Source organism: Runella sp. (assembly GCF_027484545.1).
Taxonomy (GTDB): Bacteria; Bacteroidota; Bacteroidia; order Cytophagales; family Spirosomataceae; genus Runella.
The window spans coordinates 14294-38341 of the sequence record NZ_JAIXST010000021.1 but is presented as its reverse complement, the minus strand read 5'-3'; the positions used below and the strand labels follow the sequence as shown (position 1 = coordinate 38341).

Sequence of the window (24048 nt, the reverse complement as noted above, 5' to 3'; positions counted from 1 at the left end):
CAGTTTCACTCAAAAACATACTTTTTATCTTTCACGTTCACGCGGGGTGGAAGGGCGTTTTTTACGAACAAAGCGTATCCTTCTCTTAAATTCTCCCAAAAATCATATTCAGGCCGGTCAATGTAGGTAGCCAGATTTTGTTCCGTCATTTCAAAAGGAAACGCATGGACGGACACTACTTTTTGACCGTGTTGAAAGGCCGTTTGCACGAGTGTGTAAATTTCCTCAATGCGTTCATCCGTCATGGCGTAGCAACCGACCGAAACGCAATTTCCGTGAACCATCAGCGCACTGCCTGTGTAATTATGAGCAAGGTCGTAAGCATTTGGATAGCCCAGATTAAAAGACAAATGGTAATCGCTTTTTGGATTCAATTGGGCCGGTGTTACCTCGTAAAATCCTTCGGGAGCCTGACGGTCGCCTTCTTTCATCTTTGGGCCTAAGTTGCCCGAAAAATAACAGATTGGGTACTCTTTAAAGCGTGTATATGCATTGCCTGTTTCTACCCAGACTTCCAGCGTGCTCTTATCCTTAAAAATTCGGAGATAAACCGGACTGCCCCAGGTTAACTTTTTTTGTTCAAACTCTTCTTTCAGAATAACACTCTGCTTTTTAACGACCCTGCGAGAACGAAAACTGCTTGGAATGGTTTGTTGTGCCATGGCTCCCCAACTCATAAGGCTTATTAACAGTATCTGTACGCTTTTGGTCATCGAAACGGATTGCTGAACTTCTTTGAAACGTACAAAATTAAGACAAATAGACTGGATTATATATCGTTGTAGATGATTATTGGCAATTGTTTGTAAAAATCAGATAATTTGTTGGGGGAAGCGTTTTTTTTGTTTAACTTCTTTGGTTTACGGCTTTGTAAAATTTTAGTAAATAGATATTTTGTCTACACGAAAAACCCCTGCTCGAATTGGAATCGAACAGGGGTTTCGGCAAAAGCTATCTATTTTTAGAACGTTATGCCAAGGGAAACCTGAGCGGCAGAGTTTTTGGAATCGCCCAAAAATAGTTTAGCGGCAGTGGTATTTGCAACGGGACGTAAGCCATAGTTGTAGCGTGTTCCCAACATAAAATGACCGAAATAGATGCTTAAACCGGCGGCAAGACCATAGTCGAAGTTGTTATAATTGTCTCGGTCGAGGGTAGTGGAACCGAATCCGGCATCTCCCTTACTTTCCACAGAAGCATTTGTCAGAAAACCTCCGTACACACCGCCGTGAAGGTCCACAAAATTGCCCAATTTAATGGTAGCAAGTACCGGTACTTCGATATAATCCAACTTAAATGAATTCTCGCCGCTGAATGTATTCAGAATGTTGTAGCGGGCCGTTACTCCTTTGGTAGTATAGTTTATTTCAGGTTGCAGATACAAAAATCCTTTAATGATGGGTATTTGGGTAAAAAGACCCGCGTGAAACCCATAACGCGGATTGCGATCGGTCACATCTTTGACGTAAAGATTGGAGGCATTGAAACCACCACGGATACCTGTGCGCCCCCTTACTTCTGTTTGGGCTTGGACAAATTGAACTGAACAAAGCAGTCCTGCTGCGATAGCAAATGTGTATGCAAATGGTTTGATTTTCATGGTTTTACTGTTTTGATTAATAATTAGTGTGAATTAGAAAGGAAGTATTTTAATTGACTTGTGAAGCTGATAATCAGCTTCACAAGTCAATTCTACAAGATATTATTTAAGGCTGATGGCACCGTTTTGGGCGGCTTTTTTCATTTCTTCACTGGCGTAAAGTGCAATCTCAACCCGTCGGTTTTGCTGACGACCCGTTTCCGTATTATTGCTGGATACAGGGCTTGCTTCGCCTTGTCCAACTACTTTAAAACGGGTAGTAGCTACGTCTTGAGACACTAAAAAGTTGGAAACAGCTTGGGCACGTTTGTCCGAAAGTTCCCGGTTGAAAGTTGTTGAGCCCACGTTGTCGGTGTGACCTTCCACCAATAAATGGGTATTTGGGTCATTATTAAGCGTTTGTGCCATCTTTTTGAGACTTTCCTGCGTTTCGGTGCGGAGCAAAAAAGAACCGAAGTCAAAGAGTAATGCATTGTCAAAGGTTAATTTTACTCCTTCGCCAACACGTTCAACCCGGGCAACGGTACCCAAATCTTCACGAAGTTTTTCGGCCTGTTTGTCCATGTGTTGACCGATGATTGCTCCCGTAGCTCCTCCGACAGTAGCGCTGATAATAGCCCCAATGGCGGTATTTTTATTGTTTTTACCAATAAGCCCCCCAATGATTGCTCCTGCACCTACGCCAATCAAAGCGCCTTTCTGTGATTTTTTTAGCTTAGCCTTTTTAGAAGTAGTCGTTTTTTTCTTGCTTGACTGCTGCGCTTCTGCCATTTCAATGGTTGAAACCGTTAAAACACTGATATAGGCTGCGATTAAAAATATGCTTCTTACTTTCATGGTTGTATGAAAATTGGTTTCTTTTAACAGTAAAAAATCTATACCTCACGGGTTTTTGGGGAAAATGTTCCTCACTTTGAGGGGTTTTTCTGAAATGTCAGGATAAAATACCAATTCCTTTAGTAGAGACGTTTGTAGATAAAATAAGGATAATTCTTTTGATTGTTAGACTATATGTCTATAATTGTAGTATTCGTTAGTAATTATTTATTGTTTCTACTTGATATGCTTTACCACTATGTATAAATTAGACAATACAGACCGAGGCATTTTACGCTATCTACAGCAAAATGCCCTATTGACCACCAAGGAGTTGGCAACTCAATTGAATTTATCGTACACTCCGGTGTATGAGCGAGTACGCAAACTGGAGCGGGAAGAAGTAATCAAGAAATACGTGGCATTGGTCAATCGAGAAAAAATAGGTCGAAACCTGATTGCTTTTTGTAATGTATCGTTGAAAGAACACAGCCGCGCCAATGGTGAAAAGTTTGTTTCGGCCGTTATGACTTTTGAAGAAGTAATGGAATGTTATAACATTTCGGGCGAATATGATTTTATGCTTAAAGTAGTAGTCAATGATATGCCTGAATACCAGCGTTTTCTGATGGAAAAATTGGGGGCATTGGATAGTATCGGCAATACACACAGTATCTTTGTAATGAGCGAAATTAAGCACGAAACCGCCCTGAAAGTATAGCACAAAGTATGATTTATGCTTTTGGATTCTTTATTTCTCTGTATGCTCTCGCCTGCTTTTGGCTGTGTTGGCAATGGCTTCGTATTCCCAACCGCCCAACACTTTCGGTCCCCGTGCCTTTGCATTTCAAAGTTTCTGTTATTATTCCTGTTCGCAACGAAGCCGCCAACATCGGCGTGCTGTTAGATGACTTGGTAAAACAGTCATTGCCGGGAAAACACATTGAGGTGATTATTGTGGACGATGCTTCAACGGATTCAACGGCTGAAATTGTAATTCACTATAAAGCACTGAATCAGATTGACTTAAAATTGATTTCGTTAGCGGATGTTCCCGTCAGTTCCCCCAAAAAAAAGGCCATTACGGAAGCTTTAAAAAAGGCATCGGGACAATTGATAGTGACTACGGACGGCGATTGTCGAGTAGGGGAGCGATGGTTGGAAACGATTGTACAAATCTACCTCCAAACGGGAGCCAAGTTTATCAGCGGGCCCGTTACGTTTTTGGATAGCCCCACCGCGCGGCGGACCGTCCTGGCCCTCCCCACTTGGGGAGGGAACATGCTGCAAACGATTGAGTTTGCCAGTTTGATAGGAGCAGGAGCAAGTTTGCTCGAAGCGGGACATCCTACCATGTGCAACGGAGCCAATCTCGCCTACGAACGAACTGCTTTTGAAGAAGTGGGTGGCTATGCGGGAGTAGATCACATTGCCTCGGGAGACGATGAGTTTTTGCTCCAAAAGATCCATCTGAGGTACGGAAATCATATCTGTTTTTTAAAGCATAAAGACGCCATCGTTCGTACAAAACCGCAGGAAAGTTGGCAGGCGTTTTACCGGCAAAGGATTCGTTGGGCAAGCAAGTGGGCAGTAAACAAACGAGTGACTACGATGTTGGTGGCGGTTTTTATCTTTCTGGTGAATCTGATTACTCTTATTGTGTTGATTAAAGCAGTGAGTGGAAATAGGATGAATATAGGTTTTAATACAATTCTACTAATAAAATATTTGCCTGAATTTTTGTTTTTAAGTTTGATTATCAGATTTTTGGGTAAAAAAAGACTGGTGGTCTATATTCCTTTAGTGCAACTTTTTTATCCGCTTTATGTGTTGTTTTTTGGATTGACCGCTCAGCGTAAAGGGTATGAATGGAAAGGGAGAAGACTACGTTGAAAAAACAGAATCTCAACTGACGCATTTTTAATGGTTCGCAGCTATGATCCCATTGTTTGTTCATAAATCACCGCGTTTGTTAAAAGCCTTTTATGCTCCTTTTGTGTGGAATATTCCCACCGAAGAAAAGGTAATTTATCTTACTTTTGATGATGGCCCGATTCCGTACGTAACCGAGTGGGTACTGGAAAAATTAGAAAGTTTTGGGGCGAAAGGTACGTTTTTCTGCATCGGAGATAATGTACAAAAGCACCCAGATATTTTTGCAAAGCTGATTGCAAAAGGCCATAGCATCGGGAATCACACTTTCAATCACCTCAAAGGATGGAACACTGAAGATGAACTGTATTGGGAAAACGTAGCGCAATGCCGTGAAGTGTTGCCTATCCAAACCAATCTTTTTCGCCCTCCTTATGGCCGTATCAAATTGAGTCAGGCTAAGCCGTTGTTGAAAAACTACCACATCGTGATGTGGGATGTATTGACGGGAGATTTTGAAAGATACCTCTCACCCGAGCGTTGCCTCGAAAAAACACTGCAACATACCTGTTCGGGTTCCATCGTTGTGCTTCATGACAGCCTCAAAGCGTGGCGAAATATGAGTTATGTATTGCCGCACCTATTGGACCATTACTCCAATTTGGGTTATCGATTTGAAGCTTTGCCCCAGGAAGTTCCGGTCAATCAAAAACTCGAAAACCTACATTTTCAGTGGGGATAACTCTAACTCGAAGCCTTCTAAGACGTTTTCTCCCGAAAGTTTTTTATCAAAGCCGATTACAATCTGAATTTCGCCGTTTTCGCGGTAAATGTGAACCGTTTGACCGTGCGGGTCTATCAGCCAGGCCAATCGGCAACCATTGGCGATCCATTCCTGCTGCATTTTGGATTTGGCAGCTTTCAGGTCGTCGGTAGCAGATACCAATTCAAGAACAAAATCGGGACAAAGAGGGGGGAATTGAGTTTGCTCTTTTTCACTGAGTGTATTCCAACGTTCATTGCTTATCCAAGCTACGTCAGGAGAACGAACGGCATTGTTGGGTAATTTGAAAGCGGTAGAAGAATCAAAAACTTCTCCTAATTGGGCTTTTTCGTTCCAAATTTCAAATCGGGCAGTTAATTTTGAATTAAGGCGTCCCGTCTTTCCTCCTGTGTTTGGCATAATAAATATATTTCCCTGAGCATCGCGTTCAAAACGCAATGTCTCATTCTCCTGACAAAACGCGTAAAACTCGTCATCGTCGAATTTGAAGCGCTTGTAGTGCATTTCTACTACTTCCATCCTTGCTTGTTTTTTGACAAAAATAACACTTTTACTGAAATTTTGTCCGTGCTACTGCCTCATTGCCGTACTTCTTTGAAGAAATAAGAACGTTTCTCGCCTTCGATGTCGTCGTAGGTGTAGATAAGGTAGTTTTTGTTTTTTAGGTAATACTGAATCAGAATAAAATCTCCGATGCAGGCAGAAGTATGCAGGAATAAGGAAGTTCCCCAAAATAACTGCCATTGCGGAAACAAATACCACAAAATTACCAACGAAATCGTGATAACGATGAAAGGCATTGCGGCTACCCATGAATTTTCACGGAGTGTCATGACGAATTTTTGAGCGTAGGCATAGACAATCATGCTTTTGGTAGACCATCCAAACCCCACTTTTTTGGCTCTCAATGCTTTAAAAACGACCGCATGAATCCCTTCGTGAATAGGCAACAGGACCACGAAAAAGGCAAGAAATGCCAACCCGAATTGACTGGTAAGAACAGTAAAACCGCCTTCCGATTTGGGAATAAACTTCCCTATACTCCAACCTACTGCCCCGCCTATTCCTGCAAAAATCAGTAAAAAAATGATTCTGTTTAGGGTCAGTTTAGACTTTTTAGGCGAATTCTCGGGTTGTTTCATTCCCAATTCCCGCATCAAAAATTTCCCCATTTCATCAATGTGGAAAGATTCAATGAGTTCGTAGTTGGGAGAAGTATGCAATTGTTCAATGGTAGGTTTCATGGGTAGTTTTTTTGTTCAAAACTAAGGAATAGGGGCGAATGTTTAGAAATGCAACAGTGAATTATAGGTAGTTTTTACTTTCCGGGCTTTTACTTCTTAAAATAATGTTATACGTTTGTTATAACAAATCAATCCTAAAAAATGGTACAAGTCATTCGCAAAATTGGTAATTCGAGTGGAGTAATCATTCCCAAAACCATTTTGGAGCAAGTTGGAATTGAGAAGGAAGTGGAAATGGAAGTGGTTGGAAATACGATTGTATTAATGCCTCACAAATCGCATCCGCGAGAAGGGTGGGAGGGTGCTTTTCAAACTGCGATAGCCGCCGAAGAAGTGCCCGAAAATGATGTAATGGAAGGTATTGCCAACGACTTTGATAACACCGATTGGGAATGGTAATTGAGCGCTTTGAAGTTTGGCTGGTATCGCTCGACCCGACACAAGGGAGCGAAATTGCCAAAACACGGCCCTGTGTCGTGGTATCGCCCGATGTTGTCAATAAAATGCTGAATACTGTGATGATAGCACCGCTGACAAGTACGCAAAAAGCGTATCCGACACGGGTCAATTGCCAATTTTTGGGCCAAAACGGTCAGGTGGCTCTTGACCAAACCCGTGCCATTGACAAATCCCGCTTACTCAAACGAGTCGGGAAATTGGATGAGTTGACGAACTTTCAAATTAGTCAGACGTTAGTGGCTTTATTTACATTTTGAAACGGAATAATTTAACAGGTAATAAATGAGTTGAATTAAACGAAGAAAAGATAGATATCTGATTATTTCGGCTCGTCATAGTGATGATTTTATATGTTAAAATGTGATTTGAATTAAATCATAATAATCATAACAATCAGTGTTCCAGTCTGAACCCAATAATTTAAAAATATGAATCTGCAATTTCAAGGAACTGAAAAATACGTGGCTACGCGAGAGTTGGCAGTGGCGGTCAATGCGTCGGTGAGTTTACAAAAACCGCTGTTACTGAAAGGCGAGCCTGGTACGGGTAAAACCATGCTGGCCTACGAAGTGGCGAAGGCACTCGGTAAACGGCTCATTACGTGGCACGTAAAATCCACCACCAATGCGCACCAAGGTCTGTATGAGTACGATGCGGTATCGCGGTTGCGGGATTCGCAATTGGGCGATAAGCGCGTATATGAAGTAGAAAACTACATCAAAAAAGGGAAATTGTGGGAGGCGTTTGAATCGGAAGAGCAAGTGGTACTTTTGATTGACGAGATTGATAAAGCAGATATTGAGTTTCCCAACGATTTGTTGCAGGAGCTCGATCGCATGGAGTTTTACTGTTATGAACTGAACCGTACCATTGCTGCCAAGCAGCGCCCGATTGTAATTATTACGTCCAACAATGAAAAGGAGTTGCCCGATGCGTTTTTGCGGCGGTGTTTCTTTCACTTTATTCGTTTTCCGGACCGTGAAACCATGCAGCAAATCGTACAGGTACACTATCCTGACTTGGACAAAGAATTGTTGGAACGGGCCATGAAAGCTTTTTTTGCCGTTCGTGACGTAAAAGCCCTGAAAAAGAAGCCCTCGACAAGTGAGTTGATTGATTGGATAAAACTGCTTTTGTGGGCCAAAGTCTCCGCCGATGACCTCAAAGACCTCGAATTACTTCCCGAAGTGCCGCCTTTTATGGGTTCGCTGTTGAAAAACGAACAGGACAATGATCTGTATCAGGCATTGAGAGCAAAGGGGTTCAAGCCGTATTGATTTTTGAAAAATTTCAACAAAAAGAGTACACATCGAAACAGTTTGATGTGTGCTCTTTTTAGTATAGGCTTGTTTAAAAAACGCAGTTTATTTCTTTATCCCCGATTGGTACCATTCGTCGAATGCCGCAATGATTGAATTGGCTGCTAAGTCTCCGTTGGGTAGGGTTTTGCTGTCGGAAGTAACAAAGACCTGAGAGTTGGCAATGAAGCTGATTTGCACATCATTGTCAAAGCCGATAAACCAGGATTCCAATTGACCAGAGTTGAAAATTTTACCAAAATTAGCTCCGTCGTTGGCTTTGTTACCGAACTTGCCAGGATAAAAGCCATTTTTAGCGTAATAACCGACTTTCGCAGTGGGCGTTTGGCCCTTAATATCATACCCAGCGCGGTCAGATTTCATCATGTCTGACAAAGATTTGGGCAGGATTTTTTCGGTGTAATGCAGCGTGCTGAAAAAAGCAGCCATTTGAACAGATGTCATGTTCCAGCCCCGTTCAGCGTTGGTGAGGGTCATGTCACCAAAGTCGGTGCCTTTTCCATTGTCGGCGGGAAACTGATAACATTGGGCGGGGCTTGCATCGGTAGGTTTACAGACGATAGAACTCATCGTACTTCCCGAAACACCCAGTACATTGCGTTGGCAATAACTGATGTAGTTGTCTGCATATTGCTGCGCTTGCGTGTCTTCAATGGTTTGGGCTCCTAATGTGGTTACTTTATCAGGCATTGGGGTAATGGCATGACCAGCCAGAGAAACAATCAGAAAACGCATCAGGGCATAATTAGCGTTGTTATATACCTCGGGCTTAGAACTGTCTTTGAGACTTTCACCGACCAGTTTTTTCAAATTAGCGTAATCTGAGCCGTAACTTTTGTTCGAAAATCCCGAACTGTGGGTCATCAATTGCTTGAATGTGATGGTTTTAACCCCGGCACTCAGCGTCCAGTGAGCAGGCAGATAGGGATGAATCAAATCATCCACGCTTTTTTTCTGCGCATTGAGTACGTGCAGTAAAGCCGCAGCGGTAATGGTTTTGCTGCAACTTGCCAAGTTAAATTTGTCGGTAACGTTCATTTTACGGGCGTTTCCATCCTGCGCCAAACGAGCATCGCCGTACGCATAAATGCTTTTTTGGGAGCCTTTTACCGAAATCACCAATTGATAACCGACGCATTTTCCATCCAATCTTTTGGCAATGGCTTTCACCAAATCATCGGTATTGAGGGTAGCGTTGTTGGGGCCTACTTCTACCGTTTTGTCACACGAAGTAGCTACTATAAATAAGATAAGAAAAAGAGCAGAGTTTAATAGCGTTTTCATTTTTTGGAAGTTTAATTTGATGCTACAAAGGTAGTATCGCTTCAAACTGCCCGCAATCGTAGGAATATACGATGTGGAAACTACGTACTTGCCACTGCGTAGTTATACCAGGGTGTTGCTATACGCTTTTAAAATCGGTTGAAAATCAGGCAAGTGGCAGTTGCAATCGAACTGCCGTTCCCTTATCAATCACTGAGTTTATGGTAAGTGTACCCGCGATTTCTTTGGCGCGTTTTTCCATGTTTTTTAGGCCATTGCGCGAAGAAGGCGCTTCGGTATCAAAGCCTTTTCCGTTGTCTTCTACGTTTAAAATCAGCTCGTTATTCTGTTTTTGAATCTCCACCGTTACCTTAGAAGCTTGGGCGTATTTGGCGGCGTTGTTGATGGCTTCTTTGGCAATCAGATACAAATTTCGTCGGGGAATCATCCCCACGACCACATTAACCGTATCCGTCGGAATCTTAAATACGCACTCTATCTCTTGGGCTTCCAACAAGGGATTGGCAAATTCTTTGAGCCGTAAAATGACAAGCCGCAGCGAATCGTTGTCTGGGTTGACCGACCAAATAATGTCGTCCATGGCATCAAGGGTAGTACGGCTGTCGCGGCTGATTTTGTTGATAATGGTTTCGGTTTTCTCCCATTGATTTTGTTGCAGGTTCTTTTGGGCAATGTTGCTCAAAATCGAAATACTGCTCAGGGTGCTGCCCACTTCGTCGTGGAGGTCTTCGGCAATTTTGTTGCGCAATTTCTGCTTTTCTTCTAGGTTTTTTAGCTTGTTTCGATTTCCCAAAAACACAATGGTAATACCTGCCAAAAGAAAAATCAGCAATCCGCCCCCCATAAAGGCATTTCGTTGAAAATTAGCAATTTGATTTTCCTGATCCAACAGCTTGATTTGCTGCTCTTTCTTTTCGGTTTCGTATTTGGTGAGCAATTCCTGCGTTTTTTCGTGGTTATTTAAGGTGGTTATGGAGTCATGAGCCATTTCGGCTTGGGTCAGATAGCTAAATGCTTTTTTAAAGTTATCGGTCGATTTATACAATGCCGCCAATGCCCTGTTTACGATTTCAACATCTTCCATATTGTCTGTTTCTTTGGCAAGTTGGAGGGCTTCCAGATAGTATTTTTCGGCAAGAGTGTATTTTTTTGCTCCATGTAAAGTTTCCCCAAAGACACACAAGAGGTGTACAGGGCCGTTGGCGATTCCAACTGTCGGCATAACTTATCGTTTTCTTTCAGATACTGTTCGGCAAGGGTATATTGCTTTCTCTGAATATACATTCGGCCAAGGTTAACCAATAAGTCGGTCTGTAACAGCGGATAGATTGCCTGATGGGCATAGTCAAGCCCGCGCTTGTAATGGGTGATGGCAACGTCAGTTTTACCCCAATCGTCACATAGGTTGCCAATTTTGTTTTCGGTGATTGCGATATTTTGAAAGTCGTTCGCTTTTTGAGCAATGGCAAGCCCCTTTTGGTAATACGTAAGGGCTTCGGGGTATTTTTTATAATCCTTCAAAATGGAGCCAATGCTATTATAAGGGGAAGAATCCATTTTTGGCAAATTGGCTTTTTCCTGAACATCGGCCGCCTGAATTGCATAAAACAGCGTGCTGTCTTTGTTGCCTAATTGGTCGTAAGCGACAGAGATATTATTGAGGGATGCTTCTTCGAGGTATTTACTGAGTTTATACTTTTTTACGGTTTCGTAGCACTTTCTGAAATTGGTAAGCGATAACCGAGCCTCCGTTTTTTGATTGTGAATGATGGCTTTGATAAGATAACAGAAATAAATACCGTGCCCGTAATTAAGCTTTTCAGAGAGTGTGCGTACTTCATTGGCCAGCGAATCGGCTTTTTTGTAGTCGGCTTTCTCGTAAATTTGGATAAGCGCATAAGGACGCATCGCCAACACGTACAGCGTGTCTTTGGGTTGGGTTTTGAGAAAAACGGCCAATGAATCTTCACTTTTGGGTACAGTTCGTTGGGCGTGAGTAAATGGAAGAGTGAGTAAAACAAAAGCCAAACACAGGCAACAGTTTTTCATAAGGCAATTTCGGGTTCTTGATCAAACGAAAGTTAAAAGTAAATTTACGTTTTGTCAAGACAACTACCTGTTGAGTAGCTTAAAATTACTCTACTATTTAGTAAATGGCTGAAAAATTATTTAGTGAATGGTTGAAAAATGCCGCAATGGCGGACTACCGTTTTTCAGTCCTGAGGGAGATAAATATCAAAGGTAGCGCCTTGGTTTAATTGGCCGGTTGCGGTGATAACCCCATTGTGGTTTTCCACAATTTTTTTGACAATGGCCAAGCCTATTCCGGTACCTTCGTACTTTTCTTTGCCGTGAAGGCGTTGGAAAATCCGAAAGATTTGATCGCTGTATTGGGGTTCAAATCCAATTCCATTGTCGCTGATAGAGATGTGACAATACGTACTTTTGGGTAACAGCCTGCTGTTGGCAAATTCGCTACCTTTACCCATTTTACTTTGTATACGAATGTGAGGCAGACGTTCGGCATCCGAGAATTTGAGGGCATTACTGACCAGATTTTGAATGAGTTGTCGGAATTGAAAAGGAATGATGTGGATTTTATACAGGTTTCCCACTTCCAGAATTGCCTGTTTTTCCTGTATCTCATCTTTGAGCTCTTCCTTGATCTCCTGAATGATTTTAGCCAGATGGAGGTATTCAAATTTTCTCTCTGCCGTGTTGGTCCGTGAATACGCCAACAAATCGTCAATGAGAGTTTGCATTCGATTGGCCGCACTTTGCATTCGGTGAAAATAATCCTTGCCATTATCGGATAAAGCAGCCTCTTCTTTTTCGAGTATTCGCTTGGCGAAGACCTGTATTTTGCGCAACGGTTCCTGTAAATCGTGGCTGGAGATGTAGCTGAACGACTCCAGTTCTTTGTTCATCTTTCCAAGTTCATCGTTTTTTTGCAGGAGCAATTGGTTGGCATCGCTCAGCTCAAGGGTGCGTAGGGTTACTTTTTCTTCCAGGTCTTTTGAATGTATTTCGTAATCCTCTAAGTTGTTGTCTCTGGTTTTTATCTGCTCACTAATATCAGTGGTAACGCTGATCCACATTTTAAATTGGCCGGTTTCATCTTTCACGGGCGAGGCAATGTTTAAATGCCATTTGTAATCACCATCTTTATTCAAAAACCGCATTTCCATCTCCAAATCAGTTCCCGTTTCTGCCGCTTTCTGAAGGCGTTTGTGAAATTCTTCCAACTCATCAGGATGCATAATTTTGTGGTATCCCAATTCTTTTAATTCTTCAAAATCTAATCCAGTAAAGTCCAGCCAGTGTTTACTAAAATAAGTAACATTGCCGTCTACACTGGCATTGCTTATTTTTGCCGGCATGAGGTCAGCCATCGATCGGAAATGGGATTCACTTTCTTTCAAAGCATCTTCCGCCTGTTGCTTATCATGAATATCAACCCCCACTCCTATGTATCCGTTAAATTCGCCATTAGGTAAATAGTGGGGATTGCTCTTTACCATGTGCCACCTATAAACGCCATCGTGCCGCTTCACTCTGATGCCCGGGAGAAAATACGATTGCTGTTTTTCAAAAGCGAGAACATAGGTATTCATCACGCCCGGCACATCATCGGGATGGATGATTCCCTCCCAGGCTCTACCCAAAGCTTCTTCAAAAGTTTGCCCGGTATAATCTAACCAAGTTTTGTTCCAATAACTGATGGTAGCTTCGGCATTTGGTTCTACAATAAATACAAAAATGGGGCTTTCATCGGCAAGGTTGCGAAAACGTTGTTCGCTTTCTTCTAATTGTTTCTTAGCTAAAACCTGTGGCGTTACCTCATTGGCAATAACGGCTACACCGTCTATTTCGCCATCGGCATCTCGTTGGGCCTGGTAAATAAAAGTGTAGTGCATTAACTCCGGCTTTCCATTGCGTACAAATGTAATGGGTATTTCGTAAGCACGTACCGGCTCACCGGTTTTATAGACACTCAGCAACATTTTATCAAAACCCTCCTCCACCATTTCGGGTATTACTTCAAATACCGATTTGCCAATTATATCTTTACCCTTCCCCCAGCTTTCTATAATGGCATCGTTGGCAATTTCAATTATCATGTCTTCGCCTTTAAAAATAGCAATGAGCGAAGGCGAAGTATAAATCATATTGTGGTAACGATGCTGGCTCTCTTCCACTTTTTTGCGGGCAATAGATTGTTCGGTAATATCATTAATAGAGAGCAGAATTAATTTTTCGGAATCGTCTTCTTCTTTTATTTCATGCACATCTAAAAGCATGATGCGCTCCCCAATGGATTGAAAGGTATGGCGCACTTCGTAAGCTGAAATTTTCGAATGCTCTGGTAAAATCTGTTCAAGCAGTAGGCGCAGGGCTTCAATATCCCATTGCCTGTTGCCGATGTGATAAATTAATCGGCCTTCGGTTTCGTGTTCATCTACCTGAAATTTTTTATAAAAGGCGCGGTTGGCCGTTTTTATCCGGAGGTTTTTATCCAGCACTAATAAGGGGGTACTGATGTTGGCAATAATGGCTTCGGCGTACTTACGGGCTTCAGATATCTGCTCGTTTAAGCCTCTCATTTCCTGATTTACCACCGTAAGCTCTTCATTGGTGCTTTGCAGTTCCTCCTTGCTGCTTTCCAGTTCTTCGTTCAGGCTCTGCAATTCCTCACTGCCGCTCAGCAGTTCTTCGTTGGCGCTTTGCAGTTCTTCGTTCACTGCCTCCTGGTCTTCGGTAATGGCGCGCATATCTTCCCGGTTTTGCGCAATCTCCTTCTCTAATTGTTGAATAAGAAGGTCTTTATCTTCCTTCTTTGTAGTTCGACTTCGCTCAGTACGGCTATTTTTTTTTACGATTGATGACTGGCTGTTGATTAAATTATTATCATGAAAAATGACGAAATAATGCGGCTCAATCGTATCCGGCAAGGCAAATGCTTCAATGTTTATGCTCCGCTGGCTGCCGTTTACTTCAAGGGGAATATTTTCTTTGATAATCGTAATTTTCTCTTTTTTGGCTTTGTGCAGAATGCTGCGCAGTTCAAAAGCCAAACCACTCTTTGCCATTTGTAATAAATTGTGGGTGGGCTTGCCGGGCAATTGTTCTAAATAATTACCGGTTTTGCCCCTGAAATGCACAATGTCCATCGCCTCATTGACCACCACACCGGCAGGGGTGTATTTGCTGAGCATGATATCATCAGCCATTTTTTGAAAGTCGGTACGCAGGTTTTCTTTAGTAGGACTTGCATCTATATCCTGTAAGGTTTGTTCGCTGCGCCTGCTTGTGGTAAGCATAAACTTGCCGGGCATGTCTTTGCGGCTGAATAACTTATCGTGTTTGTTGGCAGAAGCAAAAAGGTCGGGTACACTGCTGATGGTTTCTGATTTGCCGAGCAACAAAAACCCATTGGGGTTTAAGGCATAATGAAATGTAGTGAGTGCCTTTTTTTGGAGGTAAGAATCCATGTAAATAAGCACATTACGACAGCTTATAAAGTCTACTTTGCCGAAAGGCGGGTCTTTTAAAAAATTGTGGGCGGCAAAAACACACATTTCCCGTATCGGTTTATTTACCTGGTAACTGTCATTGATTTTGGTAAAAAATAGCCGCAGGCGTTGAGGAGTTAGCCCCTCCAATTCGGTTTTGGTATAAATGCCCGTGCGGGCTTTTACAATGGCCGGTGCGCTCAAGTCGGAGGCAAATATTTGTATTGTTTCTGCCTTTGCGCCGCCATTATCCGCTAAAAATTCTTTCAGGCAAATCGCAATGGAATAGGCTTCCTGCCCCGTGCTGCAGCCTGCCACCCATACCCGAATAGGAGCAGCGATTGATTTGTTTTTTAAAATGTGGGGAAAAACCGATTCGCATAAATAATCAAAAACCTTAGGGTCTCGGAAAAAAGAGGTAACCGGAATTAATAAATCTTGGTATAAAACGTCCTGTTCCGTTACATACTCTCTTAAATAGTGCAGATAGGCGCCCAACTCCTCGTTTTTGTTAATGGTCATTCTGCGCAGTATTCTTCTGCGGATAGTGGTCTGTTTGTAATAGGTAAAATCAGTTCCTTTGCGGATGCGAAGCAACGTAAGAATTTTTTTAAATACCTCTTCCTCCTGCTGCGGTAGGTTTTGCAGATCAGCATCACTCTTGGCAAAGGCATGAATAATCTCCAACAATTTTTGCGGAATCTGGTCGGGCGAAAGGATAAAGTCAACCACGTTTGCCTGCACCGCGCTATTGGGCATGGCATCATAACCGGCCGAGGCTTCGTCCTGCGCGAAGGTGATGCCCCCATGATCTTTTATGGCTTTCAATCCCTTGGTACCATCGCTGCCGGTGCCTGACAGCACCACTCCAATCGCATGGCTTTGGTGGATTTCGGCCAACGAGGCAAAGAAAAGATCAATGGGCAGGTTAAGTTCATTTTTTTTTGTAATGCGCGGGGTAAGTTCTAAAACGCCATCATTTGCCACCAACATTTTATTGCTGGGGAGAATGTAAATATGGTCGGGCTTCACTTTAATGTCGTCAGTAATTTCCAATACTGGCACTTTAGTAACCTTTTGAAGAAGTTCGGGCAGCAGACTCTCGTGGTTGGGGTCTAAGTGCTGCACCAGCACATACGCCATGCCAGAGTTTTCGGGAATGGCTTTGAGCAGTTTTTTAAAAGCATCCAGCCCGCCTGCCGAAGCCCCAATCCCCACCACTGGAAACAGGTTGGGAGATTTGATAAGCGGTTTATCTGTGTCTGCCTTGCCTATATCGGTTTTCATGGCAATGGGGTGAGTTACGCAAGCACAAAATTTTCTTTTGTGGATTGAATGGAGTGGGCTGCCTTAACGGGTAAGGTAAGTACTTGGTGAATTACTTTCTTGAGTTGCGCAAAGTTATTAGGTTTGCAGATGTAGTGCTGTGCTCCACTTTTGTAAAGCTGGTCAGCTATATTTTCCTGAAAGGAAGTAGAGAAGATAACGACCAGAAGGTTTTTCAGTTTTTCGTTTTGTTTTATTTCATCAAGGCATTGAAAGCCGTTTTTGCGTGGCATGTTTAGGTCGAGAAAAAGAACGTCGGGAAGGTCGTCGGTTGTTTTAGCGAGCAATTGCATGAGTTGTTCGCCGTTGTTTACCATAGTAAGGTGCGTAGGAACCTCTATCTCGTTAAGTGCCTCCTCAAAAAGAAAGCAATCGTCCTGATCGTCGTCGGCAAGAAGGAGTTGAAGGGGGCGGGAATTCATATAGGTCAAAGTTAATCAAAGATAACGAGATAAAAGCATGATAAATCTCATAAATAGTTGGAAAGTAACATAGGGCTTAACAGGACATGATATTAAGACAATAATAAGTGCACTAATTAGTTTGGAAGCGTCTATTTTATGATAATAAGTTTTTCGGAGAGGTTTTTAAGGATAAAAATCAAAAGGTTGTTTTGGGATGTAAATTTTAAGCAGTACAAAATTGTTTATTGCATGAAAGCTGATTTTTAACAACTTTGTTAGTCCAATTAAAGCACGCTATGTTTCTCGACTTCTTTTTGCTGCTCAAAAAACACGCTCTTCCCGTTTCCATCGGTGAGTATCTCAACCTGCTTGAAGGTTTAAAACGGCAGGTCGTGGAAATGAGCGCCGAAGAGTTTTATTATTTCAGCCGAACGGTACTCATCAAAAATGAGATGCATTACGACTTGTTTGACCGCCTTTTTGCCGAATATTTTAAAAACGCGGAAACCGTCGAGGCTAAAATTTTGGAAGTTGATTTGCCTCCCGAATGGTTCAAAGATGCGCTGTCTCGGGAGTTGACGGATGAAGAGAAGGCAATGATTGAACAGATGGGTGGGTTGGAAAAGTTGTTTGAGCGCTTTCAGCAATTGCTTCAGGAACAAAAAGACCGTCACGACGGAGGCAATACGTGGATTGGAACAGGGGGAACTTCTCCCTTTGGATTTAATGGCGAAAACCCTGAAGGGTTTCGAGTCAAAGGCCCGTCGGCAGGAAATCGGACAGCTGCCAAAGTGTGGGAAAATCGCGAATACAAAAACTACGATGAAGACGTGGAACTCAATACCCGCAACATGAAAATGGCCTTGCGGCGATTGCGCATTTTGACCCGGGAAGGCATGGATGAAGAACTCGACATGGATGCAACGATAGAAGGCACAAGTCGAAATGCAGGAATATTGGACATCCACATGCACCCTTCACGGAAAAATAACGTCAAAGTGTTGTTACTTTTGGACGTGGGCGGTTCCATGGACGATCACATTGATTTGTGCTCGCAGTTATTTTCGGCGGCCAAATACCAGTTTAAACACATTGAATATTTTTATTTCCACAACTGCGTGTACGAAACCCTTTGGCGCGACAATACTCGCCGCAGTTCGCGAGTGCCTACGTTGGAAGTCCTGCATAAATACAACAAAGACTACAAAGTGATTTTTGTCGGCGACGCTTCCATGGCTTCGTATGAAATTACTCATCCCCGAGGCAGCGTAGAGCATTACAACGAAGAATCAGGCTTGATGTGGCTCAATCGTTTTAAAGAGCAATATCCTCATTTTGTGTGGCTTAATCCCATCAGCGTGGCCGATTACTGGAAATATACCCACAGCATCAACATTCTCCGAGAGTGGTCCGACAATCGGATGTTCCCGCTTACGCTCGGAGGCTTGACCCAAGCCATGAAATCGTTGAAAAATCCTAAAGTGAAATTTGAAAATTAATGCACCTCTTTTACCAACCCAATTTTTCTGAAATCTCTGCCTTAACCGATGATGAAGCCTTTCATGCTGCCAAAGTACTGCGTCTGCGCGAAGGTGAAGCCGTACGCGTCACCGATGGAAAAGGCAGTTGGTTTGATGCGATTGTGCAGCAAACCCATCCAAAGCGTTGTGATCTGAAAATAGTTCAGGAAACGAAGCAATCGTCGCGACCTTTCCGCATCGAAATCGCGTTGGCACCGACCAAAAATTTAGATAGAGTCGAGTGGTTTGTGGAGAAAGCGACTGAAATCGGCATTGATAAAATTTCTTTTTTTTACACGAAGCATTCCGAACGGCGAACGATGAAACTGGAACGTTTGCAGAAAATTGCCGTTTCGGCCATGAAGCAATCATTGCAGGCGTATTTGCCCGAAATCGTTGAAGTCGGCGATTTTGAAAAATGGATTTTAACTTTGTCAAAGTTTGAAACGCCTATCAGCCAAACTTTGACAAAGTTAACGACTCAAAAATTTATCGCTCATTTACCCAATGACCAAGTTCCTGAACATTTACTGAAAAAAGCGCTTCCCAGGCAAAATTGTACGGTGTTGATTGGACCCGAAGGAGACTTCACCGAAGCCGAAATTCAGTTGACGCAGCAAAACGGTTTTCAAATGGTAACTTTGGGAAATACGCGTTTACGTACTGAAACGGCTGCTTTGATGGCTTGCCATACGCTCCATACGGCCAATCTGTTGAGCTACTGATAACGCTTCATTTGGGCCTTCTCTACGGTTCATTCATTATTTATAACGACTCACTGCTTCTTATTTTGCAGGAGGGGGGTAGATGCCTGACCTTTGGGGTATCGAAAACGTCTAAATCTACTCCCGTTATGTCACAGCCACAATTACTCTTTTTACCTGTTGTTAATGAAATTCCAACGCATCACCGCCTTTGTTTACACGTAAACGGAATGGCGCGGATGATTGATACTCAGAATATTGCCTATCTGCAATCAGAAGTAAATTATACACGAATCTTCCTTAAAGATGGGAAGGCGTATTTGGAAGCAAAGACTTTGAAACATTTTAGCGGTGTTTTGGAAGGCCCCGAATTCATTCGGATTCACAAATCTTATTTAGTTAACCGTTCACAAATCGTATCTATCACTCCCGACTACGTTTTGCTTCGCAACGGATTGGAGTTGTCCATTTCGCGCCGTAAGCGCCGGGTCTTAAAAAAGAATCGTACGCTCGTAAAATCGTGGACTATTTCCACCAATACCGCAACTATCACAATTTAATCAAAAATAAAAACACTACTAAACCATGAACCATCAGCCGCATTTATTGGAGCATCTTGGGTCGCATTAGGAGCCGGGATGGCAGGTTATATCATCGGATTGTGGAGATCCGAACTGTTATTGAACGAAAAAGGCTATTATTTTACCATTTTGATGTACGGACTATTCTCGGTGGTCTCCGTTCAAAAAAGCGTGAGAGATAGATTGGAAGGAATTCCCGTAACGGACGTGTACTACGGAATCAGTTGGTTTTCAACCATTTTAGCCATTGCTTTGTTGGTCATTGGCTTGTGGAATGCCACCATGTTGCCGAGCGAAAAAGGGTTTTATGCGTTCGCCTTTTTATTAGGTCTATTTGGGGCAATTGCCGTACAAAAAAATACGCGAGACAGTCAAGACAGCACGCCTACAAAAGCGGGTACTAAATTTGATAAAGATTCGTTGTAATTGGTGTACAGGCTTGCGTTAATGAATCGTTTGCGCTAAGTTCGTGCAACGGTTCATTCATTTTTAGACACCACCATCATGAGTCTCGCAAAAAAGTTGCTTTTGTCTCTTTTACTCATTACCCACCTCTCGTTACTCACGACTGCCAATGCGCAGTATGCGTACAAAATTGCTAAACTCAAATACGGCGGCGGAGGTGATTGGTACGCCAATAAAACCTCAATGCCGAACCTGATTAAATTTTGCAATCAGAACCTTCGCATGAATGTGTTTCCCGAAGAGGATATTGTAGAGCCTGGCAGTCCGGATTTGTTTTCGTATCCTTTTATCCATTTGACGGGCCACGGCAACGTTGTCTTTTCCGAATCAGAATCCCGTAACCTTCGTAAGTACCTGATTTCAGGCGGTTTTTTGCATTTGGACGATAACTACGGCCTTGACAAATTCATTCGTCGGGAAATGAAAAAGGTGTTCCCCGAATTGGAGTTTGTCGAAGTTCCGTTCAATCATCCCGTTTACCATCAAAAATTCAATTTCCCCAACGGTCTTCCTAAAATCCACGAACACGATTCGAAGGCACCTCAAGGTTTCGGTCTTTTTTGGCAGGGGCGTTTGGTGTGCTTTTACAGTTACGAATGTGACCTCGGAAACGGCTGGGAAGATCAAAGCGTTTATAACGACCCCGAAGAACTGCGGCAACAGGCATTGCGCATGGGCACTAACTTAGTGCAATATGCATTAACGGTCAATCAGTAAGCGAAATTTCGCTCTGAAAGATTGTTTGTGACAAAAGGTTTCCTTAGTTTTGTACAAGTTTGTAATTATTCAAAATAACCTATTCGCTTCATGTACGCAGTATTGGCCGCCTTTGTTGGGCATTGGTACCTTTCTTTGTTTTGCCAAACATTTTTTTTGCATCGTTATTCTGCCCACAAGATGTTCACTATGAACAAGTTCTGGGAAAAGTTTTTCTATGCCCTGACTTATATTTCTCAGGGTTCGTCTTATCTCAGCCCGCGTGCGTATGCCATTTTACACCGGATGCACCACGCTTTTAGCGATACAGACAAAGATCCACACTCTCCACACCACACCGAAAACGTGTTTACGATGATGTGGAAAACCAAGGATATTTATAATGCGGTTTTGAGCCAGAAAATGAAAGTGGAGGCTCGTTTTGAGCGAGATTATCCGTATTGGGAAAAACTCGAAAAATTGGGAGACTCATGGATGTCACGGCTTGGTTGGGGCATTTTGTACTCTGTGTTTTACGTTTTTGCGTTCATTTACTTGGATATGCACTGGGCGTTTTTCCTGTTGTTGCCGATTCACTATTTGATGGGACCCGTACACGGCGCTATCGTGAACTGGAGCGGACACAAGTACGGCTACCAAAACTTCGACAACAAAGACGAATCTAAAAATTCGTTGGTTTTTGATATTTTGATGATGGGTGAATTGTTCCAAAACAATCACCACAAATTGCCAAACCGGGTTAATTTCGGGGCAAAATGGTTTGAATTTGACCCAACCTATCCGGTTATAAAACTGTTGAGTTGGACCAAAATTATCACTATGAAAGAGGCGAAAGTAGGCGTGGAAGTACCGAAAGAACCGACGCGTTCAAAAGCTACTGCGGATACTCTGTAAGAATTTTCAAAAAGTTGATATTAAAAAAGGCAGGATGGTTTTGACCGTCCTGCCTTTTTTATGGCGCAATTATGTAACTATTAGGGGATTACAATAATCGTTTCGTTATATCTTCCCAATTCCTGACGCGTTCGTAAGCCGTCTCTTCTAAGTTGTGCGGCGCGTTGAAAAGAAGTCCTTTTCCTTTGAATGTCTTAAGATTGCGGGGCATGTCATCAATCAGATAATCGCCGCTTAAGATGCTTTTGTCACCGCAAAAGATAATATTTGACCAAGGGATAAAATTAAAATGGGTTTGCAGCCAATCGTATTTATCACGAAATGAATTGGGAAACTCCATCGCTGCCGTGGCCACGAAAATGTCATATTTTTTACTCAGCTCAAGTACCGCCTCATACGCGTTGGGCATGACGGGAATATCCGTAAAAAAGCCGGGTGCGTGGATGAGTTTATACAATCGTTTTTGGTCTTCCGGAGAGAGATGTTGTTGGAGTGGGCCTTGGTGCAGGGCTTCGTGCGTTAGGTTGGTACCAAAATCGCTTAACACAATTTGGGCAAGTTTGCCATGGGTAGCGGCCAATACGTCGTCTTGGTCTAAAATCAGGCGGGGTTTTGTCATGAATACTCGTAGGATTGTTTATAAAGTCAACCCCAAATTTTTGCGAAAAATTCATGGGTTTTGAGAAAACTCGTTTAAATCATTGCCCAAAACGGCAGTAACGTTTGGGAAAGGAGGGTGAAGTTTTGGTGTGTCAGAGCAAAAACGCTACTTTTGACTAATTACAAAATGAAAAGAAGGTATGCTTAATTCTTTGGAAATACGCAATTATCGTAACCTCAAACACCTCAAAATTGACAAATTGGGGCGAGTGAATTTGATTGTTGGGAAGAACAATACTGGTAAGTCGAGTGTGTTGGAGGCCTTAATATTATTTTTTTCTTATGATAATCTTGATTTCTTTACTTGGGTTGATAGGTTTTTGACTGTTAGAGGGGAAAAGTTAGTTGAGGGAATTGAGTTTGAGAAACAAGAACAAACCATATCGTCACTTTTTTATAAAAAAAAAATCTCTTACTTTGAGGATACACAATCAATAAAAATTGGAGAAGTAGATGCCTTGCATCCTTTATCTATTAATCTGATCAAGACCATTTATCAAAAAGGTGATGAAATGAAAATAGCCTCTTCTCAAGAGGAAATTGGAACCAATCCTTTTTCTGTTGAACTCTTAGCGAAGAAAGATGATAATGACTTTATTTCACTAATTCTTTCTGAAAAGGTATACAGACGTCGATTGAGTCAAGAATTTTCTCGTTATCCTTTTGGATTAGTTGCTTCTGCGATTATTAGTGCTCCTGATAATGGTAATCTTTGGGATAAAGTGGCTCTACGTACAGAAAAAAGAAATAAGGTTTTTGAAGCATTAAAAATTATTCAACCTCAAATTGTGAACCTACATTTTGAAGGTGGTTTGAAACCTTATGTTCTTTTAGATGGGGAAGATGAGCCCGCTCCTCTTCGCTCTATGGGGGATGGTATCAACCGCATTCTTACTATCATATTGGCAATGGTCAATTGTGAAAATGGGTATTTACTCATTGATGAATTTGAAAATGGCCTTCACTACTCGGTACAGGAAAAATTATGGGAAATTATCTTTCATTTGGCAGAACGCCTTAATATTCAGGCTTTTGTGACAACTCACAGTTACGATTGTATTGATGCGTTTTCGGAAGTTCTCAACGGCGGTAAACATGCGAAAGACCCGGGCGTAATGGTTCGCTTAGACAACTATGAAGGAAATATCGAAGCGACGGTTTATGAAGCCAATGAAATTCAAAACACTACCCGTTTACACGTTGACCCACGATGAGTAATTTGAACCCTAAGAATTTTAAAAAATTTCTGGTTGTAGAAGGAAATGATGATGTACACGTCATCGCAAATATTTGGAAGGAGTATGTGGGAGACCAACCTTCTGTCTTTTATATTGATGACAGTAAAGGGTTTTCAAACGTGTATGGAAAATTGGAAGCGTATTGTTTAAGAAAAAAGCCCAATGTTGAGGCAATTGGGGTTGTAATTGATGCGGACGCAGATTTGGATGCTCGTTGGGAGTCTATAAAATATAACCTCGAAAAGTTGGGTTATGATGTACCTGAAGCCCCAGCTTTCGGAGGCACAATTATCGGAAGTCAAGAGCGAAATCCAACCATTGGGATATGGCTGATGCCCGATAATAATGCCGCCGGGATGCTGGAAGATTTTGTGAAGTATCTTGTTCCTGAAAATGATATACTTTTAATAGAAGCCGACCGAATTCTGGAAGAAATTGAAGAGGGGCAGTTACACAAATATAACTCCATTCATAAAGCAAAAGCTCGTATACATACGTGGTTAGCTTGGCAGGAAGACCCAGGCACACCGATGGGGCTTGCCATTACGAAAAGTTATTTGAATACAAATACTGTATTATGTCAACAGTTTGTCAGTTGGCTTAATCAGCTCTTTAATTCCTGAAAAATACCCCCTCTTAAATCAATTC

The 24048-nt window shown here is 42.3% G+C and carries 25 protein-coding genes; 14 read left to right on the top strand and 11 right to left on the bottom strand.

Annotation, left to right across the window (positions count from 1 at the left end):
- Positions 1-5: 5 nt before the first annotated feature.
- The 3 genes from Q0081_RS01825 to Q0081_RS01815 all read right to left on the bottom strand — a co-directional run bounded on the left by Q0081_RS01825 (position 6) and on the right by Q0081_RS01815 (position 2437).
- Positions 6-713: a murein L,D-transpeptidase family protein gene (locus Q0081_RS01825; protein WP_298348594.1), complete on the bottom strand. Its 708-nt coding sequence runs from the start codon at positions 711-713 to the stop codon at positions 6-8.
- A 248-nt stretch (positions 714-961) separates the two neighbouring features.
- Positions 962-1600, bottom strand: coding sequence for a porin family protein (locus Q0081_RS01820; RefSeq protein ID WP_298348592.1), 639 nt, complete (start codon positions 1598-1600; stop codon positions 962-964).
- A gap of 102 nt (positions 1601-1702) precedes the next feature.
- Complete coding sequence (locus Q0081_RS01815; protein WP_298348591.1) at positions 1703-2437, bottom strand: OmpA family protein; 735 nt, start codon at positions 2435-2437, stop codon at positions 1703-1705.
- A gap of 238 nt (positions 2438-2675) precedes the next feature.
- On the opposite strand from Q0081_RS01815, the gene Q0081_RS01810 reads away from it, so the two are divergent.
- Genes Q0081_RS01810 through Q0081_RS01800 form a run of 3 tightly spaced genes read left to right on the top strand, consistent with a single transcriptional unit; the run spans position 2676 to position 5030 of the window.
- Positions 2676-3137: an Lrp/AsnC family transcriptional regulator gene (locus Q0081_RS01810; RefSeq protein ID WP_298348589.1), complete on the top strand. Its 462-nt coding sequence runs from the start codon at positions 2676-2678 to the stop codon at positions 3135-3137.
- An 8-nt stretch (positions 3138-3145) separates the two neighbouring features.
- Complete coding sequence (locus Q0081_RS01805; RefSeq protein WP_298348588.1) at positions 3146-4309, top strand: glycosyltransferase; 1164 nt, start codon at positions 3146-3148, stop codon at positions 4307-4309.
- A 43-nt stretch (positions 4310-4352) separates the two neighbouring features.
- On the top strand, positions 4353-5030 hold the full coding sequence (locus Q0081_RS01800) for a polysaccharide deacetylase family protein (protein WP_298348586.1): 678 nt from the start codon (positions 4353-4355) through the stop codon (positions 5028-5030).
- Here the strand turns inward: Q0081_RS01800 and Q0081_RS01795 are convergent.
- Together Q0081_RS01795 and Q0081_RS01790 are read right to left on the bottom strand one after the other, a co-directional pair.
- Entirely contained in the window at positions 5010-5591 is a 582-nt protein-coding gene (locus Q0081_RS01795; RefSeq protein WP_298348584.1) for a Uma2 family endonuclease, read from the bottom strand. The two genes, Q0081_RS01800 and Q0081_RS01795, sit on opposite strands and share 21 nt — an antisense overlap.
- Before the next feature lie 59 nt (positions 5592-5650).
- Positions 5651-6316 carry a DUF3267 domain-containing protein gene (locus Q0081_RS01790; RefSeq protein WP_298348583.1) on the bottom strand — a complete coding sequence of 222 codons (666 nt, stop codon included), beginning with the start codon at positions 6314-6316 and terminating at the stop codon, positions 5651-5653.
- A 141-nt stretch (positions 6317-6457) separates the two neighbouring features.
- On the opposite strand from Q0081_RS01790, the gene Q0081_RS01785 reads away from it, so the two are divergent.
- The 3 genes from Q0081_RS01785 (at position 6458) to Q0081_RS01775 (ending at position 8052) form a co-directional block, all read left to right on the top strand.
- Positions 6458-6715 (top strand): AbrB/MazE/SpoVT family DNA-binding domain-containing protein, encoded by a 258-nt coding sequence (locus Q0081_RS01785; RefSeq protein ID WP_298348581.1) that lies wholly within the window; start codon positions 6458-6460, stop codon positions 6713-6715.
- Complete coding sequence (locus tag Q0081_RS01780; protein WP_298348579.1) at positions 6709-7032, top strand: type II toxin-antitoxin system PemK/MazF family toxin; 324 nt, start codon at positions 6709-6711, stop codon at positions 7030-7032. The genes Q0081_RS01785 and Q0081_RS01780 overlap by 7 nt, the downstream gene beginning before the upstream one ends.
- A gap of 177 nt (positions 7033-7209) precedes the next feature.
- On the top strand, positions 7210-8052 hold the full coding sequence (locus Q0081_RS01775; protein ID WP_409034037.1) for an AAA family ATPase: 843 nt from the start codon (positions 7210-7212) through the stop codon (positions 8050-8052).
- 87 nt (positions 8053-8139) lie between these two features.
- Here Q0081_RS01775 and Q0081_RS01770 read toward each other — a convergent pair whose 3' ends face one another.
- The 5 genes from Q0081_RS01770 to Q0081_RS01750 all read right to left on the bottom strand — a co-directional run bounded on the left by Q0081_RS01770 (position 8140) and on the right by Q0081_RS01750 (position 16639).
- Positions 8140-9378 (bottom strand): serine hydrolase domain-containing protein, encoded by a 1239-nt coding sequence (locus Q0081_RS01770; RefSeq protein ID WP_298348575.1) that lies wholly within the window; start codon positions 9376-9378, stop codon positions 8140-8142.
- A gap of 145 nt (positions 9379-9523) precedes the next feature.
- Positions 9524-10222 (bottom strand): sensor histidine kinase, encoded by a 699-nt coding sequence (locus tag Q0081_RS01765; RefSeq protein ID WP_298348606.1) that lies wholly within the window; start codon positions 10220-10222, stop codon positions 9524-9526.
- Between the two features lie 218 nt (positions 10223-10440).
- Positions 10441-11427, bottom strand: coding sequence for a tetratricopeptide repeat protein (locus Q0081_RS01760; protein ID WP_298348573.1), 987 nt, complete (start codon positions 11425-11427; stop codon positions 10441-10443).
- Positions 11428-11591: 164 nt separating this feature from the next.
- Positions 11592-16178, bottom strand: a complete 4587-nt coding sequence (locus Q0081_RS01755) for a chemotaxis protein CheB (protein WP_298348571.1) — start codon at positions 16176-16178, stop codon at positions 11592-11594.
- A 14-nt stretch (positions 16179-16192) separates the two neighbouring features.
- On the bottom strand, positions 16193-16639 hold the full coding sequence (locus tag Q0081_RS01750; RefSeq protein ID WP_298348569.1) for a response regulator: 447 nt from the start codon (positions 16637-16639) through the stop codon (positions 16193-16195).
- 278 nt (positions 16640-16917) lie between these two features.
- On the opposite strand from Q0081_RS01750, the gene Q0081_RS01745 reads away from it, so the two are divergent.
- The 6 genes from Q0081_RS01745 to Q0081_RS01720 all read left to right on the top strand — a co-directional run bounded on the left by Q0081_RS01745 (position 16918) and on the right by Q0081_RS01720 (position 21502).
- Positions 16918-18120 carry a VWA domain-containing protein gene (locus Q0081_RS01745; RefSeq protein WP_298348567.1) on the top strand — a complete coding sequence of 401 codons (1203 nt, stop codon included), beginning with the start codon at positions 16918-16920 and terminating at the stop codon, positions 18118-18120.
- Positions 18120-18866 (top strand): 16S rRNA (uracil(1498)-N(3))-methyltransferase, encoded by a 747-nt coding sequence (locus Q0081_RS01740; protein ID WP_298348565.1) that lies wholly within the window; start codon positions 18120-18122, stop codon positions 18864-18866. Before Q0081_RS01745 ends, Q0081_RS01740 begins: the two co-directional genes overlap by 1 nt.
- A gap of 128 nt (positions 18867-18994) precedes the next feature.
- On the top strand, positions 18995-19405 hold the full coding sequence (locus Q0081_RS01735; RefSeq protein ID WP_298348563.1) for a LytTR family DNA-binding domain-containing protein: 411 nt from the start codon (positions 18995-18997) through the stop codon (positions 19403-19405).
- Between the two features lie 6 nt (positions 19406-19411).
- Complete coding sequence (yiaA, locus tag Q0081_RS01730; protein WP_298348604.1) at positions 19412-19852, top strand: inner membrane protein YiaA; 441 nt, start codon at positions 19412-19414, stop codon at positions 19850-19852.
- 78 nt (positions 19853-19930) lie between these two features.
- On the top strand, positions 19931-20608 hold the full coding sequence (locus Q0081_RS01725; RefSeq protein ID WP_298348561.1) for a DUF4159 domain-containing protein: 678 nt from the start codon (positions 19931-19933) through the stop codon (positions 20606-20608).
- Positions 20609-20698: 90 nt separating this feature from the next.
- Positions 20699-21502: an acyl-CoA desaturase gene (locus tag Q0081_RS01720; RefSeq protein ID WP_298348559.1), complete on the top strand. Its 804-nt coding sequence runs from the start codon at positions 20699-20701 to the stop codon at positions 21500-21502.
- 88 nt (positions 21503-21590) lie between these two features.
- Here Q0081_RS01720 and Q0081_RS01715 read toward each other — a convergent pair whose 3' ends face one another.
- The gene (locus tag Q0081_RS01715; protein WP_298348558.1) at positions 21591-22121 is read right to left on the bottom strand and encodes a 5' nucleotidase, NT5C type; all 531 of its coding nucleotides are present in this window, start codon (positions 22119-22121) and stop codon (positions 21591-21593) included.
- Positions 22122-22302: 181 nt separating this feature from the next.
- Between Q0081_RS01715 and Q0081_RS01710 the strand changes: the two genes are divergently transcribed.
- Positions 22303-23376 (top strand): ATP/GTP-binding protein, encoded by a 1074-nt coding sequence (locus Q0081_RS01710; protein ID WP_298348557.1) that lies wholly within the window; start codon positions 22303-22305, stop codon positions 23374-23376.
- A complete protein-coding gene (locus Q0081_RS01705; protein WP_298348556.1) occupies positions 23373-24023 on the top strand; it encodes a DUF3226 domain-containing protein in 651 nt (216 codons plus the stop codon). Before Q0081_RS01710 ends, Q0081_RS01705 begins: the two co-directional genes overlap by 4 nt.
- Positions 24024-24048 lie beyond the last annotated feature (25 nt).

Bases quoted from the DNA above. Each gene is read 5' to 3' on its own strand.
- Q0081_RS01735 (WP_298348563.1), top strand. From the start codon at position 18,995: ATGTCACAGCCACAATTACTCTTTTTACCTGTTGTTAATGAAATTCCA.
- Q0081_RS01780 (WP_298348579.1), top strand. From the start codon at position 6,709: ATGGTAATTGAGCGCTTTGAAGTTTGGCTGGTATCGCTCGACCCGACA.
- Q0081_RS01765 (WP_298348606.1), bottom strand. From the start codon at position 10,222: ATGGGGGGCGGATTGCTGATTTTTCTTTTGGCAGGTATTACCATTGTG.
- Q0081_RS01750 (WP_298348569.1), bottom strand. From the start codon at position 16,639: ATGAATTCCCGCCCCCTTCAACTCCTTCTTGCCGACGACGATCAGGAC.
- Q0081_RS01705 (WP_298348556.1), top strand. From the start codon at position 23,373: ATGAGTAATTTGAACCCTAAGAATTTTAAAAAATTTCTGGTTGTAGAA.
- Q0081_RS01720 (WP_298348559.1), top strand. From the start codon at position 20,699: ATGTACGCAGTATTGGCCGCCTTTGTTGGGCATTGGTACCTTTCTTTG.
- Q0081_RS01810 (WP_298348589.1), top strand. From the start codon at position 2,676: ATGTATAAATTAGACAATACAGACCGAGGCATTTTACGCTATCTACAG.
- Q0081_RS01770 (WP_298348575.1), bottom strand. From the start codon at position 9,378: ATGAAAACGCTATTAAACTCTGCTCTTTTTCTTATCTTATTTATAGTA.
- Q0081_RS01790 (WP_298348583.1), bottom strand. From the start codon at position 6,316: ATGAAACCTACCATTGAACAATTGCATACTTCTCCCAACTACGAACTC.
- Q0081_RS01825 (WP_298348594.1), bottom strand. From the start codon at position 713: ATGACCAAAAGCGTACAGATACTGTTAATAAGCCTTATGAGTTGGGGA.
- Q0081_RS01710 (WP_298348557.1), top strand. From the start codon at position 22,303: ATGCTTAATTCTTTGGAAATACGCAATTATCGTAACCTCAAACACCTC.
- Q0081_RS01740 (WP_298348565.1), top strand. From the start codon at position 18,120: ATGCACCTCTTTTACCAACCCAATTTTTCTGAAATCTCTGCCTTAACC.
- Q0081_RS01760 (WP_298348573.1), bottom strand. From the start codon at position 11,427: ATGAAAAACTGTTGCCTGTGTTTGGCTTTTGTTTTACTCACTCTTCCA.
- Q0081_RS01815 (WP_298348591.1), bottom strand. From the start codon at position 2,437: ATGAAAGTAAGAAGCATATTTTTAATCGCAGCCTATATCAGTGTTTTA.
- Q0081_RS01800 (WP_298348586.1), top strand. From the start codon at position 4,353: ATGATCCCATTGTTTGTTCATAAATCACCGCGTTTGTTAAAAGCCTTT.
- Q0081_RS01805 (WP_298348588.1), top strand. From the start codon at position 3,146: ATGATTTATGCTTTTGGATTCTTTATTTCTCTGTATGCTCTCGCCTGC.
- Q0081_RS01745 (WP_298348567.1), top strand. From the start codon at position 16,918: ATGTTTCTCGACTTCTTTTTGCTGCTCAAAAAACACGCTCTTCCCGTT.
- Q0081_RS01755 (WP_298348571.1), bottom strand. From the start codon at position 16,178: ATGAAAACCGATATAGGCAAGGCAGACACAGATAAACCGCTTATCAAA.
- Q0081_RS01795 (WP_298348584.1), bottom strand. From the start codon at position 5,591: ATGGAAGTAGTAGAAATGCACTACAAGCGCTTCAAATTCGACGATGAC.
- Q0081_RS01785 (WP_298348581.1), top strand. From the start codon at position 6,458: ATGGTACAAGTCATTCGCAAAATTGGTAATTCGAGTGGAGTAATCATT.
- Q0081_RS01820 (WP_298348592.1), bottom strand. From the start codon at position 1,600: ATGAAAATCAAACCATTTGCATACACATTTGCTATCGCAGCAGGACTG.
- Q0081_RS01725 (WP_298348561.1), top strand. From the start codon at position 19,931: ATGAGTCTCGCAAAAAAGTTGCTTTTGTCTCTTTTACTCATTACCCAC.
- Q0081_RS01715 (WP_298348558.1), bottom strand. From the start codon at position 22,121: ATGACAAAACCCCGCCTGATTTTAGACCAAGACGACGTATTGGCCGCT.